Here is a 14,902-nt window from a genome sequence, read left to right on the forward strand (position 1 = left end):
AGCATGTGCTTTGAAATTCATTGTACAGTTGGTTAATTAATTCATTTCAATATTGTCGATCAGAGAAAATTCTTTTCGACAATACTCATTTTATATCTTTATGTGCTTAAGATGCCTCTCAAATCAATCGTATCTATTTTATTTTCAATCTTTTTTCTTAGTCTAATCAGTCTATTTGTTAAGGTCACCTCAACAACTCACGTTTTCTTGGAAATATTCTTTTTTAAGTGTTTTTTTGGGTTACTACCTTTTTTGATTATTTTGCCTTTCAAGCCAAAGATACTCTACACTAAGATAATTAAAGGCCATTTGATTCGAGCCTTAATGGTTTTTGCGAGTACGGGACTTTTATTTTTATCGATAACCCTTTTACCCATTACTGTTGTTTGCTCCATTTCTTATACCTCCCCCATTCTAACTATGTTACTAGGGGTGCTTTTATTAAAAGAAAAAATTCCCAAGTCTCATCTTGTGGCTATTGGGATTTGTTTCATAGGTATTTTAATTATTATCAACCCGCTTACCAATCAGTTTAACTATTTTGTAATAGTGCCTGTATTACAGGTCTTGCTAGTAGCACTGAACAATGTGTTGCTAAAAAGGTTTGCTGTTACTGATAGCGAATTAACGATTATATTTTATAGCGCCTTATTTAACTTCTTTTTTGCTTTGCTGTTACCTATAAAATTTGTAATCCCAAACAATCTCAATTTATTGCTCTTTATGGCTATAGGAATATTATCTTCTGCTGTCATTCTTTTAAGAACTCGAGCTTATAAAAACACGGACCTTTCAAAACTCGCACTGTTTGAGTATACATCGATTGCATGGGCACTCCTTTATGACTATTTACTTGATTCAAAAAACTTAACTGCATCAACTATTGTAGGGGTGGGCATGATCGTGGCTAGCTGCTTTTATATTGCCTTCCTAAAACAAAGAAAAATAATTACAATTCAGCCAAATAATAAATTGTCGTTTAAGGAAAATACAAATGTTACAGAACAAATTTAAAACGGATGCGCTTTTCGATTTATTGCCTCATAAGATGGAAGAATATTTTTACAGAAAATTAGTTGGTGAATCGCAGGAAGAAATAAGGGTTAAGTTAATTGAGTTTCTAAAATTCTGCTTATTATACCCTCAGGCAAAGTGTAATATTCCTTTTAATGACGAAATCGATGAAATTTGGCATTTGTGGATTCTTCAAACAAGACAGTATCAAGAGCTAATGGACAAACTTCCGACTAAAACCTTTATACACCATACATCAAACGAATATACCACTGATGAAGAAATATTTGACCAAAAAAAAGAAGTAAACATGCAAGTGTCCTTTCTAGTTTCTTATGTCTACAATTTCGGTGAGTTTACTGAAGAGACTGTTCATTTTTGGCCTATGGCAAATAAACTATATTATAAACACGATAATGATATGAATAAATTGAACCTGTTTCTGCGTGAACTTGCAGTCAATTACGCTTAGGGATCAGCATGTTTGAGATGCAAGCTATTATTCCAGAAAATTGGGACTTACTCGATAAACCAATTAACGAAACTAGTAGTTATAATAGCTGCCACTTTACAGAAGAGGAGTTAATCTCTAAGCCGGAGCCTGTGTTCGACAAATTAAACCAGCATGGTTTTTCTATAGTATCTTTAAAAACAGCAAAAACTTTAGAAGAAGCGACTTTATTACTCGATACATTGTTTGCAAATCGAATGTTACAATCGAGAATGATTGATAATTTTCATACCATTATCACACCTGTTGCAGATTCAAAAAGAATTTTACATTCAGATAAAGCACAAACACTGCATGTAGATTGTGGTGATAATAATGTACAACCAGAAATAGTAATATTATATTGCATTGAAGCTGCAAAAAGTGGGGGAGAAAATCTCATAGTCCCTGTAAGTGCTATCCTTGCCTACTTGAATGCGTTAAATTTATCAGCCAATCAATTAGAAGCTCTTTATGATAAAAAAGCTATAACATATGAAAGAGGTGCCTCAACTCTCACTAGCTCTATAATGCACAAAGATAAAAATGGTACCTCTTGTATCAGCATCATGTATGCAGACCGCATTCGCTGTAAAACCAGCCTTCATGAAGCGCTTTTTAAAACAATTTTAGAGTTTGCTCATAGAGAAGAAAATCAAATAAAGATCAAATTAAATGATGGAGACATTTTAATCATTAAGAATCATCAGGTACTTCATGGAAGAAGCAGATTCGAAGGCCAAAGAAAAATGGTACGAATTTGGTACAAAGGAAGTTGTAAATAATGCAACTCAGTAAAATTGGTTTTGGTAGTTTATCAATTAGTGGCCTTTGGGATGAGGTTAGCGAAAGCCAAGCTATCAACATTATCAACCATGCACTTGATAAAGGAATTAATTGGATTGATACCTCTCCTCTGTATGGTAACGGTCGTGCTGAAAAAATAATAGCGGAAGTCGCGAAAAATAGACGAGATGATTTTTTTATTGCAAATAAGTGTGGCCGAATAACTGCTGATAATGGACAAATAAAAACAGACATGAGCCCATCTACCTTGAAAAAAGAATTAGCCGATAGCTTAAACAAACTCAAAACTGCTAATATTGATTTATATCAGTGCCATGTAATTGATGCAAATATTCCTATTGAAGAGACATGGCAGGGCATGTCCGCACTTGTTAAAGAAGGGTTAGTTAAATATATTGGGGTATGTAACTATAATCTTTCTTCATTAAAAATAATCCAAAAAATTCACCCGGTGTACTCAATTCAACTTCCTTTTAATATGGCTACGCATAAAACTGAGCCCGATTTAATAAGGTACTGCATTGAAAATAACATAAAAATTATCTCATATAGCCCCCTGCAATCAGGTTTATTATCAGGAGAATTTGACTTAAGCAAACTCAAAAAAAATGATAAGCGCCTTGCAAGAAAAGAGCTTTTCTCGGCTCACAGCATAGAAAAACATCTTTATTTAGTAAATAAAATCAAACCCATTGCTTTAGAATTGAATATTCCATTCTCAACTCTCGCTATTAGCTGGGTTCTGCAAAATAAATTTATAAGCAATGTAATACTGGGTATGACGTCAATTCAACAATTAGATCAAAATATTCAAGCCTTAGCGATAAACTTTAAGCCCCCTGATCTCAAGCTAATATCACGATATATGGCAAGAATTTTTTAGGACTGAGAAATATTTATAGGTAAATAGTGTCGAATTGGTAAATGAAGACTCGACAATGCCCCCGCAGTGATAAAAGGAGGCAAACCATATCCTATCTTATTGATTGTAAAAGTTTAAGCATCTCTAAATTTTGTTCTATTTTTTTATAATCTCCTTCAAAATTGATGGTCTTTGGATTAAAAGAAACCAATATTTTTTGAAATTCATCTTCCTTGGCAGGCAGGTCAAGACTTACTTCAGTCCAAGTTGCGGGAAAGAGCTTCTTTACAATTGTGAATGTGTTCTGTTGGGGAACTGGTTTTTTCTTGGCATTGGCAACCCAGAATGCGCTCATTTCAAAATCATAAATAACAAATGAATATGGATTACCTAATAAAAGTGGGTATATCTATATCCATCATTGCCTTTAAAGCCATGGGGAAATTACCAAGATTCGTTTTTAAAACGCTTAAGCCTTTTGAGTCTTTTTGAAATTCGACTAGGTTATTTACCATTTTCAGTTCACCTAGACTATATAGCACATCTGAAATTATCTTATCATGTGCTTCCAACATACGTTTCATGTCTGATGTTTTTTTATCTATTTTGCTGATTTTATCATCTAATTTGGTTTGATTTGAAAAATGTTTGCTTACTTGGTCACATCCTGTGAGACCAATCAATACAACCAGTAGTAAGAGTTTAAACTGCATATTTACAACCTCATTGGTATGGCGTATTAACAATTACTAAATTGACAGCAATTAATAAACTGAAAGAACGCCATAATCTATACTTTTAACTCATATTTCGCATATAGAAACGGGAAAAGGGTCTACCACGAACGACCATTATTTACGTCGTTATTGTGATGACCTCCTGATGAGGCGAATGCGCTATTAGCCATTTGCTGTTGCTGCAATCGTTGTTGCTCTTGCTTATATGCTTGTTGCTGTCGTATTTGTTCTTGTTGTAAACGAGCTAATTCCCCCTTTAAATGAACTCGAAAATCCAGTGTAAATTTAAATTGATTCTTTATTAATTTTTATGATCTGATTAAGCTGCTTTTTCCACTCTGTCATTTCCCGTGCCAAAGTCCTTATTTCAGCAGAGCGAGCACCATGCTTATAGGCATTCATCCGACTGATAGCTTTACCCTCGGAAGTTTTTACCCCTGCTGATTGCCAAGGTTTCCATCTAGCCCCATTTCTTTTACGCGCCAGTTAGGCAAAGCCTCTAACCCCTTCAGCTATACTTGTTTGTACAAACAATTACGTCAATAGATAGATTGATATGAAACTTAAAATCGTATTTTGCGAACCACCTGTGAAACACATTCAAGCTGCTGACGATGAAAAATTAATTGTCATTCAAAGTCCCTATAAGATTATTCAGGCTGAATTAGGTGATACAAGAGAGTATGAAAAATTAGATGGCTCCAAAATGCCTGAAGATTTTACCTATGAACAATATTGCCATGAGATGAATACCCTCATCCATACTGCTATCAGTGAAAGCAGTCTATCGGATCATAGTTACGATCAAATCACTATTGAGGGATTCAATCAACCTCCCAATTTTAAAACAATCTGTTCTGAAATAGAAAAAAGACGGATACCCTGTGCTTCAAGCAGTAAAATTTTATTTGAAAACTGTTCTTTTGGGGGGAAACAATATACTGACTCAGTGAGTAGACTAGTTGGCTCCCTGCAAAATCACCATTTTGAACATCACCATGAACCATTAACTTTCGAAATAATTCTGACTGATCAACGTAAAACTCACCTATCCAAACATGATGAAGCGCGTCTTGCACTGTTGAAAGATGTGGTGGTATACCGAGGCAATGAGAATATTTCCCTGAAAACATTTAGGGATGATTCGCTAATTGGAGTGAAGAAGACTCCCTTAATAACAAGGTTAGAGGCGCCTACTTTTTTTTACCGCAACCCTATAAAAACGATGAATGGGCAAACCTCCGCTGAAATGGTATTAAAAAACTTCTTCAGCCAGGAGGCACAGCAACAAAGTGATTTTACCTGTGGTCCAGCCACTGTAAAAATGGTTGCAGGTTATTTTGATTCCATGCAAAGTCGAGGTTTTTATGGCGCTCCAGTAACCAATCAAGACGTATGGCATACAATCGCTCAAACCCCTGAAATGCTTCTTGCAGAGCAAGTAAATACCTCAGAAGCAGAGGGCTCTGGTATTCCTGAAATCCGCAATGGATTGATAGAAATGGGCATTACTGTCTTTGATGATAATGGTTTGAGTGATAAAACCCATGATGAAGAGACCTTAAGTGCCCATAAAGAATTGTTATGGAATAAAATCCATCAAATTGTGAAAATGGGTATCCCTGTCATTTTAAATATGCAAGATAGGGGTGGTTGTGGTCATTTTGAAGTAGTTATTGGTATTGAGGAGAGCCCGGAGGGAGAACACATCATTCTAGCCGAACCAGGAACGGCCTTGGTTGGTAATCTTGAGTTTGAGCATATTCCAAAAGATAAATTTATTGACCGATGGAAAAATATGAGTGGTGAATTTCACGGCCGATTTATGATTTTATCCCCTAATGAAGCCTCCAGCCATAAAATAGATACCATTCTCGCAGATGTACCTCACTATAAAAATGGGGAAGAAATGAACAGAAGAGCAGAGTCCACACCTGGCATCTGAGCTTATGCAGGATAACAACTGAGGACTTTAGGTAGTTTAAAAAATAGCGCTGTCCTTGAGAACGAAAACCTTGGTTTCGCTACGCTTTATCAAGGCTACCAGCATCATGTTTTCTATCGTCTACTTGGCAACGATCAGGACACTATTGTTTTTCCTAAAACGTACTCTTATTATTTGCACATAAAGAACATTCATAAGAGCATTCTTAGGATGTTAATGGTTTGAATCAGGGAGGAAGTATGTTCTATAGGATTTTGTTTCTTTTAACCATTCCCTTTTTATCCTTTGCTGATCCCGCCCCCTTCGGTTTAGAAATCAATAAAACCACACTTCCAGAGGCCCGCAAACTATATTCATTAGCACTCGCCTCTAAAAACAAGGAAAGCAAAACAAAAACTTACCAGATCGATACCAGAAAAATTAATTTCAAAGGATTACTCTCTCTTCAGGCTACCTTCAATGAAAAAGGGATCCTCGCAGCTGTCCATGGAACCATGGAAAAAACAAATTTCGAAAGAATGTTAACGACTCTTGATAACAAATATGAATTAATAACAAAAGACGTTCCTCCGGCAGGTAACAAAGAAGCAAAACTTAAAGATCACAATACCATTATTTTCATTGAAGCCCCTCATCTCAGTACACAAATGGCTTTTCTATACATGAATGAACAGATATGGAATAAAGCAATGGCTACAATTGCCAAGAATGGGAACAATCAAAAATTACAGGAAAAACGTCAGGCATAATGTCATCAAGGTTTAGATAGTATGCCAATAACGGCTAAAGCTTTGTTTATCTTTTATAAAATCTGTCAACAGTTGATTCCCCTCCTAATACTGGCTTAATATTCCTGCTGTATTATTGCGCGCATATTGATCTACTTAACGAATAATTATGCAAGACAATAGCCGTATGAAAGGCGAATTGCTATTAAGAAAGAATTTTTTGTTCTTTAAATCGTTTGAAACGATAAGAACACTAATCCTTATTAAAAATATTTTGGCTTTATACGGTGACAATATTAATGCCATGCATCATTTATCAACCGGCGAAAAACCGGAGTTAGTTAACCCATCTATTGCCATTTACAACTCCAATGACTTTTCTTTTCATTTTTCTGATAAAGTCACTGCATTTTTTGCAACAACCGAGCCATTTGATGTTGTTAAATATAATAAATATTTATCCGACCTTTTAGACAGGCAATTGAGGGAAATTTTTGGATCAGCTGTAGTTACAGTACCTTATATACCAATGAGTAAGGAATTCGAACAAATAATTCATGCACTACAGGCGTTTCAAACCACGACTACTAGCAATCCTTTCCACAACTATAAAATCATAATTGTCAGCGAAAAAAACTATGTTGAGCTAGAGGAAATACCAGAAAAAGTAGTTTACCTTTTTTTAGAAAAAGAAGGGAGGTACCAAGCTAAATTCTCATTAGCTGGTCAAAGAGTAGCTACCTCTTTTTATCAATCTACGGGTAGTGAATTGATCGATGAGTTTGCTTTTTCTCTGGATGCAGCGGATATTGTTCTCGATTATGCTCTGAATGAGCGAGAGCGCGTTGTTGAAGCTGTGATCACCAGAGACCAAATTACTAATTTGGTGGAGCATATCGACTGTGGGACTTTGGCCACGAATATTTTCAATTTATTAGCCGACTCGAAGAGGGAACTTGACACAGCAGGAAATCATCTCGATTTTTCCTATTTACTGGAAACGTTGAATTCAACCCGGGATGAAGGAATCCCATTTTTCAATGTTGATGGCTTTGCAGGCCACGTCTTTACCATCCTGCCCGTCAATGATGAAATCGGCACTTCCGAGTATTGTATATTGCAATCAAATACTGCCAACGAATTACACCGGCATCATGCCTATAACGGTAAACAATGGGTTGAAAATAATAAAAGCGAACACGTTTATACCTTGGAAGCGCTCGTTAATCTGTTTAATGAATTTTATTCTGTGGATACTAAAGACGACCGAAAAATTGCAATCTACGAAGAACTTTTTTCATTGGCGCCCCTCAGTAAGGAGGAAAAGAAAGCCATTTTATCGAAAATTGAATCAGCACCCATCCATATTTATTTATGCCATTATCAACCCCAAACCGTTTCCCATAAAATTTCCACCAGGTTATTGGACGTTCAGCCGGCTATAACTAATATCTTGGTTGTAGGCTATTAAGGAAGGCATTTAGCTCACGGCAACTATAGATAAGGAACCATCGTTTATGATGCACGCTCAAAGCTTCATGGCCTAATTGATTCTGAACACCAAAATACTAGATCAGGAATGGGCAATTAGGGTTACAATAACCACTAACTATTGGCTGTATGGAGATGACGGTGACGAAGACCCCTGAGGGATTTGCTGAACAGCAAATTCTGAAAATCTCGATAGGTATGACCTTTTTTTTATCAATCACAGGGATCGTATTCGGCCTTCTATCTGGCTCATTGGCGATTGTGTTTGACGGCATGTTTGACATGATTGATGCCTTCATGTCCATACTTGCTTTACTGGTTACCCGCCTTCTGACTAGTGAAGGCAATCGCCGCTTTCAATATGGCTATTGGCATGTTGAACCGATGGTTCTGGTTTTTAATGGCAGCATTCTTATCCTGCTTTCGGCTTATGCACTAATCAACGCCATTGGCAGCTTCTTATCGGGTGGTCGCGAATTAAATTTTGATCTGGCTTTTTTTATTGCCTTATTAATGGCTGCTTTATCCATGTATATGTATTTTTATGTGCGCAAAAAAAACCAAATTGTTAATTCTGAATTTTTAAGACTCGACGCCCATAGCTGGCTTATGTCCGGCACCATTTCATTATCCCTTTTAATTGCATTTGGTATTGCTACTTTTATGGATGGGGGGCGATACCAGTACCTTACTCCTTACGTTGATCCACTCGTGTTAGCCGTCCTTTCCATCTTTTTAATTTTTGTGCCCATGTCCACAGTAGCTAACGCCATGCGCGATATATTTCTCATCGCCCCTTTTGGGCTTGATGAAAAGGTAAGGCTTTTTCTAGATCAACTGGTTTTACGGTATGGCTTTAAAACTTACGCCAGTTATGTAGCCAAAATAGGCCGTGCACAATTTATTGAAATACATATTGTTGTGCCTGCTAATTACCCTATCTCGAGTGTTGAGGAATTAGATGGGATTCGGCGCGAAATAGCAGATGCTATGGGTGGAGATAGCCCACAACGCTGGATAACAATCGCCTTTACTACCAATGAAAATTGGATTTAAGCAATCCTTATAACCGTCGCTACGCTGCACTGGTACCGAACCGTTAGCATCCAACTGCTCAGGAGGTAAAGTATGTGGTCGAAGATCCTTAAAAATGATTTCTATCCTTTGCTTAAGTTGGCATCCCCACTTGTCATATCGGGTCTGGTCAGTGCATCCATAGGATTTTTTGAAACCGTATTTCTCGCTCATTTAAGTCACGAGGCAATGGCCGCTGGCGCTCTCGTTAGTTGGCTCTTTGGTGTTTTTGTTGTCATCATCTACGGAACTCTGGGTTCTATTAATGTTTTGATAGCACACATGCATGGGGCACAAGATCGGGATGGAGTGGCCAAAGTTGTTCGCGATGGGCTACTACTGGCAGTGTTGCTTTCTATTCCGGCCATCTTTTTATTTTGGAACATGGCACCACTATTTCTATTCTTCGGACAAAAGCCCTCATTGGCTTTGCTGGCAGAACCTTATTTACACGCATTGACCTGGGGACTATTACCTACTTTTATCGTTGTCGCGCTCTTTGAGTTTATTATCGGCCTGGGGCATGGCCGTGTGGTGATGTTATTTACCACCTTATCCGTTTTGCTGGCCTTATTTTTTAGCTTTTCTCTCATTTTTGGACAATTCGGCATGCCCGCTTTAGGCATTGCTGGTGCTGGTTGGGGGACCACTATCAGTTACTGGATCATGGCTTTCATTCTATCGACCTACGTCCTGGTAAATAAACGTTACCAAGTTTATTTTAGCCCTGTCTTTACCCGCGAAAAGCCTGCTTTTATTTGGGAATTATTGAAAGTTGGATTCCCCATGGGCGTGATGTACTGCTTTGAAGTTGGCTTTTTCTTTGCCTTAACCTTGATCATGGGTTCCCTAAGCCCGCAATTACTCGCTGCCAACCAAATTGCCTTGCAATATATGGGGACACTCATGAGTGTTATTTTTTCTGTTGCCCAGGCGGTAACCGTTCGTATGGGACATCTAATTGGAGCCAATGAAATTGTTGCCGCAAAGCATGCCAATTACGCAGGTCTTTGCCTTTCAGTCAGCTTTATGAGTTTATTTGCTATCATTTATTGGCTATGGCCGAACCTATTAATTGCCATTGATTTGGATGTCAAAAACCCGCAAAACGCCCTCATAATCAATTACACAAAACAATTATTTGCAGTGAGTGCTGTATTTCAATTATTAGAAGCAACACGAATCACCTTATTTGGCGCTTTACGTGCTTTAAAAGATACCCATTTTACCTTAATTACTTCGATCATTAGCTTCTGGGGTATCGCCTTACCTGTTGGGTACTTACTGGCAACCCGATTCAATTTCGGTGGCGTTGGCCTATGGTCTGGAATGGCAATAGGGGCTGGGTTCAGTATGTCTTTGTTGCTATGGCGTTTTAACAAAAAAATAAAGGTGAGAATGGCTTGAGAAAACTGGTTATACTTCACAACACCCTTTTTTATGATGTCAAATGGACAAATTCGAGAAAATTATTCTGACCGAGTTAGCTGGTGAGCGTGTATTGCAGGTTACCAGTAAATTAGCTGCAGAAGGTGTTATTCAACAGCGTGATAACTTCTGTTATTTAAAAATCAATGATGACTATATTCACCATACTCATCCCTTCCTGAATGAATATGGCGTCATTGAAAAACCGGCCTATTTTATCCCACCTGACGATGTTGGCGCTCATATTTCCATTATTTATCCGGAAGAAGATAATGTGCCGCAAACAATAGTCGGACAAATCCATTCTTTTTCAATTTGCGGATTACTGAAAGCTCAGTATGGCTCAAGAGAGTATTTTGCCCTTGCGGTGAGTTCGCCTTCCCTAACAGCTTTTCGCCAAACACATCATCTGGCAGAAAAACCAACATTTAAGGGCCAGGAAATTTTTTTCCACATTACGATTGGCGTCAGGGATTGTTTTGAAAATACGATTAACACGCCTTCGAGAAAATAAAATGGTCAAAAATATCTTAGGGTTAGCTAGAAAATTACGAATATTTACTTACCTTAACTGACTAATAATTCCCTAACCTGTATTATTTTGTTATAATAAGCACTCCAAAAGTCTACTTAATCAAAAAAGTACTTTTTTATGCAAACCGAACGACATGAACAAATAGCTAAAATCGCTGCTAACTTCGCTACCTTGCAGGTAGAAGAAGCGCGTTCGGCCAATTCCACCTCTGATGAAATCGCCAGCCAGTTGAAAACCGAACTGGGTTGTCCCGCTGCCTAACCTTTTTATTTTTTACATTTAAAAGAACCCGCACATAAAAAAGTATTGTGGGTGCGCTAAATTAATCGATAATTTGAGGTTTTTGTGGCTAATTTAATCCCTGAAGAATTATATCATTTACTCGTCGAAAAACAGGCTCTCATTCAAGACCCTATTGTGGTACCACACAATTACTCAAGTCTTAAGACACAAACGATTCAGCAAGAACTTCGTGATGAAATTGAAGCGTTAATAAAACTCTTTGGAGAAGGGTTAGAGACTTTTCGCCAGGGTTTTTTAGACCGTTGTAAACACCGTGCTGAACAAAATGCCGGTACTTGTTTAAGCCTGTTTGCAATGCCTGATGGGGAATGCAATCAATTGTATTGGCAAATTGCCGAATGTCTATTTGAGCCCAAGACCATGGGAGACATGTTGCGGCTGTTGCTTCCTGATAACACCATGTTGATTAGCTATGAAGTAACGGAGGAAAATCGCCAACAGTCTCTGCGCGAACGCGTAAAAAATCCAGTTTTTCATTTTGAAGCAAAAAATCTTGCCTGTTTAACCCAAGAACCTTCTCGTACTGCCTTGAGCCAATTTGCGGTAAGCGGCGGCCAGCTTTTTGATGTGACAGATCTCGTGCAATGGGAGTTTACTACCCATACCAAATTCTTTAACAGCTTCTCCCAACAATATCCAGAGTTAGCTGAAGCCCTCTATCAGCATAATGAAGCATTTAAAAAACTACGCCAACATTTATTGGCAGTAAGCAAAGGTCAATCACCACGAGAAGTGATTAAAGAATTCATCCAGCAGCTTCTTTTAGGCGGTGAAACCTTAACCGGGGAAGCCTATGCCAGTCTTGAGGCACAAACAGCGGTAACCGATTTCTTTGGCTATTTGGAATCGCTTCCTGACTCCCTGAAAGAGGGGCTATTAGAGTTAGAAACACCGTCTGACATTTCATTAGACTACGTGTGTGAGCATTTAAAAGCTGAAAACTGTGTGGAGCAGGCTGCTGCCTATTTACAAGAAATTTTAAATAACAAGGAGAATGCAGCTACTCTGGATACCAGACCGGATTTATCGCCCGAACAATTACAGGGTATTCACAAGTCCTATGGTAAGTCTCATGCTTTATCTTCAGTAAGTGATAGCCCAACAGCACTCCCACTAAACTATCTTAAGAAAAACCTGGAAGCATTGGTTATTGACGATATGCATGTCCTTTTAGATCTGCTCCTTGCCTTTCCTCCAGGCTATTACCCCATGTTATTCAAATATGCACAAATTTCCTGCGATGCCACGTCACTGGGAGACATGATGGCAAGTGGGATTTTTTTAGGTGAGCAACTAACTGCCCTTAATCAAGCCTTTATTGATAATATGGAAAAATGTGGTGGTTTTTCTGTCTGTTTGCAATTTGCTCTACACTATAACAATGATGAGTTAGTTAAACATCTTTTCTCTTTATTGGCTCAAAAAGAGCAGCCCGCTATTTTTCTCATTGAGCAATTAGGTGGTTTTTCTGAAAGCGTGCGAATAGCTATAGCTCACAAAAATTATGACTTACTCAAACTAATTCTCACTTCGTTACCCCTTGAGGAACGCCTGGCTGCACTCGTTGAAGCTAAACTCGCTGACGGCACCCCTATGTTGGCTTTCGCCACAGTTAGAATGCCATCACAATTCCATTGGATTTTGGAGTTGTTGCCCGAAGAGCATCGTCTAACTGCAATTACCCTCACAGCAGGAAACCCCACGGTTTTATACTTGACAGCAGATCCTGAAACCATAGCTACCACATTAAGCTTATTGCCTGAGAAAGATCGCCTAACTGCACTTAGAGCGGAGACAAGGGGAAAAAGTGGCTTATGGCGAGGAGCCTTTCGTATCGAAGTATTCAAAGTAATCTTGGCGCTGTTACCCCCGGCTGATCGCTTGAATGCCGTTACTGAAAGAATATTCTCCGACCAAAATGCCCTTGAAATAACTTTGAGCAGGGAAGCCTTTAAAGAAATATTGAATTTGTTGCCTGACATCGTCCCACCTCCGGCAAACCCGACTCACTCAACCAAGCAAAACAAACAAATTGTGACGCTTTATAATCGTATCCGGGATTTAAGGAACTATGGCTTGGAGTTATATAGCCAGGTTTATTCTAGAGACGCTGAGACAGCGGGTAAACAAATCATTTGCATAGCAATCAGTCTCGCCATGTTTGCCAACCATTTTATTAACGCACAAACCAATGTTGAACAACAAACTGCACAAAGAAATTTTCTGGGAGAGTTGCAGCAAAATATACGTATGCATGAACAAACATTTTTGCAGCGTCTTCTCATCAATATTGTCATTAGCGCATTTGCTTATGCGCTATGCTTATCAAAAGAATTGGGGGCTTTAGTAGAAGACGGACTCTTCAATAGTGAACAGCTGGCTCATCTAAATGAGACTATTGTTACCAATATTGAACAAGCAGGTGGTATTTCCACGGGCCTGCGCTTTGCCCTAACTTACAAAAACCATGAGTTGTTAAGACTTATTTTACTTTCATTGGCCCCAGAAGAACGCTTGGCTGTAATCAACGAGAAAAGCAGTGAAGGCAAAAGTGTTTTACATTTTGCTGCACATGACCTAGAAGCGTTAAAAGCTATTTTAATGTTGCTGCCCGAATCCGATCGCCTGGCTGCCGTTAATCAAAAGGATAACAACGGTGATTCTGTACTCCATCTTAACCCAGGACCGTTAAAAACTATTTTAATGTTACTGCCCGAATCCGATCGCCAGGCTGCCATCAATGAAAAGAATAACAACTTCGGTTACTCTGTAATCCATCTTGCTGCCAATAATGCAGAATCGCTAACAGCTATTTTAACGTCGATACCCGAATCTGCTCGTTTAACTCTAGTTAATGAAAAAGCCAACAATGGTCGCACTGCTCTTCATTCTGCCGCCAATAAACCAGAAACGTTAGAAGCTATATTGAACTTGTTACCCGAAATGATGCCTCAGGCCAACCCAAACTACTCGGCCAAAAGGAACGAACAAATTTCAATGCTATATAGCAATATTAATCAATTAAGAAGCTACGGCCGAAAATTATATAATCAAGTTAATGATAAAAAGGCTGAAACAGAGGGTGAAAAAGCCGTTTGTTTAGCACTTACTCTTAATTATTTCGCCAACAAATTCATGAATACCCAAAACAATGAAGAACGACAAATCGCGCAAGAAGCATTTCAAAAAGAGCTGAAGCAAGGCATTCTCGATATGCACCACCGCGCACGTTGGAAACCTGTTCTCGCCAATATTATCATTGCAGCCACAGGCATTGGTCTGCTGGTCATTTTTGGGAAACTCTACTTAACCAAAAGCGCCTTTTTTATGCAAACCGAACGGCATAAGCAAATAGATAAAATCGCCAGTCACTTTACTGCGTTGCTAACAGAAGAAGCGCCTTCGACTAATTCCACCGCCGATGAAATCGTCAGTCTCTTAAAAACCAGTTTGAGTGGACCATCTGCTTAAGAGGTTATTTTTTTATT

General features: G+C 38.4%; 14 protein-coding genes. 12 read left to right on the forward strand and 2 right to left on the reverse strand.

All coding sequences use genetic code 11. From position 1 onward, the window contains the following. Nucleotides 1-111 precede the first annotated feature (111 nt). The 4 genes from Lfee_RS10040 to Lfee_RS10055 are packed head-to-tail and all read left to right on the forward strand — an operon-like array spanning nt 112 to nt 3,194. The gene (locus Lfee_RS10040; RefSeq protein WP_058446404.1) at nt 112-1,014 is read left to right on the forward strand and encodes a DMT family transporter; all 903 of its coding nucleotides are present in this window, start codon (nt 112-114) and stop codon (nt 1,012-1,014) included. After that, entirely contained in the window at nt 995-1,486 is a 492-nt protein-coding gene (locus Lfee_RS10045; RefSeq protein ID WP_058446407.1) for a hypothetical protein, read from the forward strand. The genes Lfee_RS10040 and Lfee_RS10045 overlap by 20 nt, the downstream gene beginning before the upstream one ends. Before the next feature lie 8 nt (nt 1,487-1,494). Beyond that, nucleotides 1,495-2,289, forward strand: a complete 795-nt coding sequence (locus tag Lfee_RS10050; RefSeq protein ID WP_058446409.1) for a TauD/TfdA family dioxygenase — start codon at nt 1,495-1,497, stop codon at nt 2,287-2,289. After that, nucleotides 2,289-3,194, forward strand: a complete 906-nt coding sequence (locus Lfee_RS10055) for an aldo/keto reductase (RefSeq protein WP_058446411.1) — start codon at nt 2,289-2,291, stop codon at nt 3,192-3,194. Before Lfee_RS10050 ends, Lfee_RS10055 begins: the two co-directional genes overlap by 1 nt. Before the next feature lie 91 nt (nt 3,195-3,285). Here the strand turns inward: Lfee_RS10055 and Lfee_RS10060 are convergent, their stop codons facing one another. Further along, on the reverse strand, nt 3,286-3,528 hold the full coding sequence (locus Lfee_RS10060) for a hypothetical protein (protein WP_058446413.1): 243 nt from the start codon (nt 3,526-3,528) through the stop codon (nt 3,286-3,288). A 31-nt stretch (nt 3,529-3,559) separates the two neighbouring features. Beyond that, nucleotides 3,560-3,886 carry a hypothetical protein gene (locus tag Lfee_RS10065; RefSeq protein ID WP_058446415.1) on the reverse strand — a complete coding sequence of 109 codons (327 nt, stop codon included), beginning with the start codon at nt 3,884-3,886 and terminating at the stop codon, nt 3,560-3,562. Between the two features lie 580 nt (nt 3,887-4,466). Here Lfee_RS10065 and Lfee_RS10070 point away from each other — a divergent pair. From Lfee_RS10070 to Lfee_RS10100, 8 genes are all read left to right on the forward strand, one after another. Further along, nucleotides 4,467-5,855, forward strand: a complete 1,389-nt coding sequence (locus tag Lfee_RS10070; RefSeq protein WP_058446417.1) for a papain-like cysteine protease family protein — start codon at nt 4,467-4,469, stop codon at nt 5,853-5,855. 239 nt (nt 5,856-6,094) lie between these two features. Continuing rightward, on the forward strand, nt 6,095-6,604 hold the full coding sequence (locus Lfee_RS10075; RefSeq protein WP_058446419.1) for a hypothetical protein: 510 nt from the start codon (nt 6,095-6,097) through the stop codon (nt 6,602-6,604). Nucleotides 6,605-6,752: 148 nt separating this feature from the next. After that, nucleotides 6,753-8,054: a hypothetical protein gene (locus Lfee_RS10080; RefSeq protein WP_058446421.1), complete on the forward strand. Its 1,302-nt coding sequence runs from the start codon at nt 6,753-6,755 to the stop codon at nt 8,052-8,054. A 161-nt stretch (nt 8,055-8,215) separates the two neighbouring features. Next, the gene (locus Lfee_RS10085; RefSeq protein ID WP_370446986.1) at nt 8,216-9,130 is read left to right on the forward strand and encodes a cation diffusion facilitator family transporter; all 915 of its coding nucleotides are present in this window, start codon (nt 8,216-8,218) and stop codon (nt 9,128-9,130) included. A gap of 72 nt (nt 9,131-9,202) precedes the next feature. Further along, nucleotides 9,203-10,555 carry an MATE family efflux transporter gene (locus Lfee_RS10090; protein WP_058446427.1) on the forward strand — a complete coding sequence of 451 codons (1,353 nt, stop codon included), beginning with the start codon at nt 9,203-9,205 and terminating at the stop codon, nt 10,553-10,555. A gap of 43 nt (nt 10,556-10,598) precedes the next feature. Further along, the gene (locus tag Lfee_RS10095) at nt 10,599-11,090 is read left to right on the forward strand and encodes a hypothetical protein (protein ID WP_058446429.1); all 492 of its coding nucleotides are present in this window, start codon (nt 10,599-10,601) and stop codon (nt 11,088-11,090) included. Nucleotides 11,091-11,228: 138 nt separating this feature from the next. Then, nucleotides 11,229-11,372: a hypothetical protein gene (locus tag Lfee_RS17035; protein WP_156413385.1), complete on the forward strand. Its 144-nt coding sequence runs from the start codon at nt 11,229-11,231 to the stop codon at nt 11,370-11,372. Nucleotides 11,373-11,456: 84 nt separating this feature from the next. Continuing rightward, nucleotides 11,457-14,885 (forward strand): ankyrin repeat domain-containing protein, encoded by a 3,429-nt coding sequence (locus tag Lfee_RS10100; RefSeq protein ID WP_058446431.1) that lies wholly within the window; start codon nt 11,457-11,459, stop codon nt 14,883-14,885. Nucleotides 14,886-14,902: the final 17 nt, after the last annotated feature.

The sequence above is a fragment of the Legionella feeleii genome (assembly GCF_001467625.1).
Lineage (GTDB): Bacteria > Pseudomonadota > Gammaproteobacteria > Legionellales > Legionellaceae > Tatlockia > Tatlockia feeleii.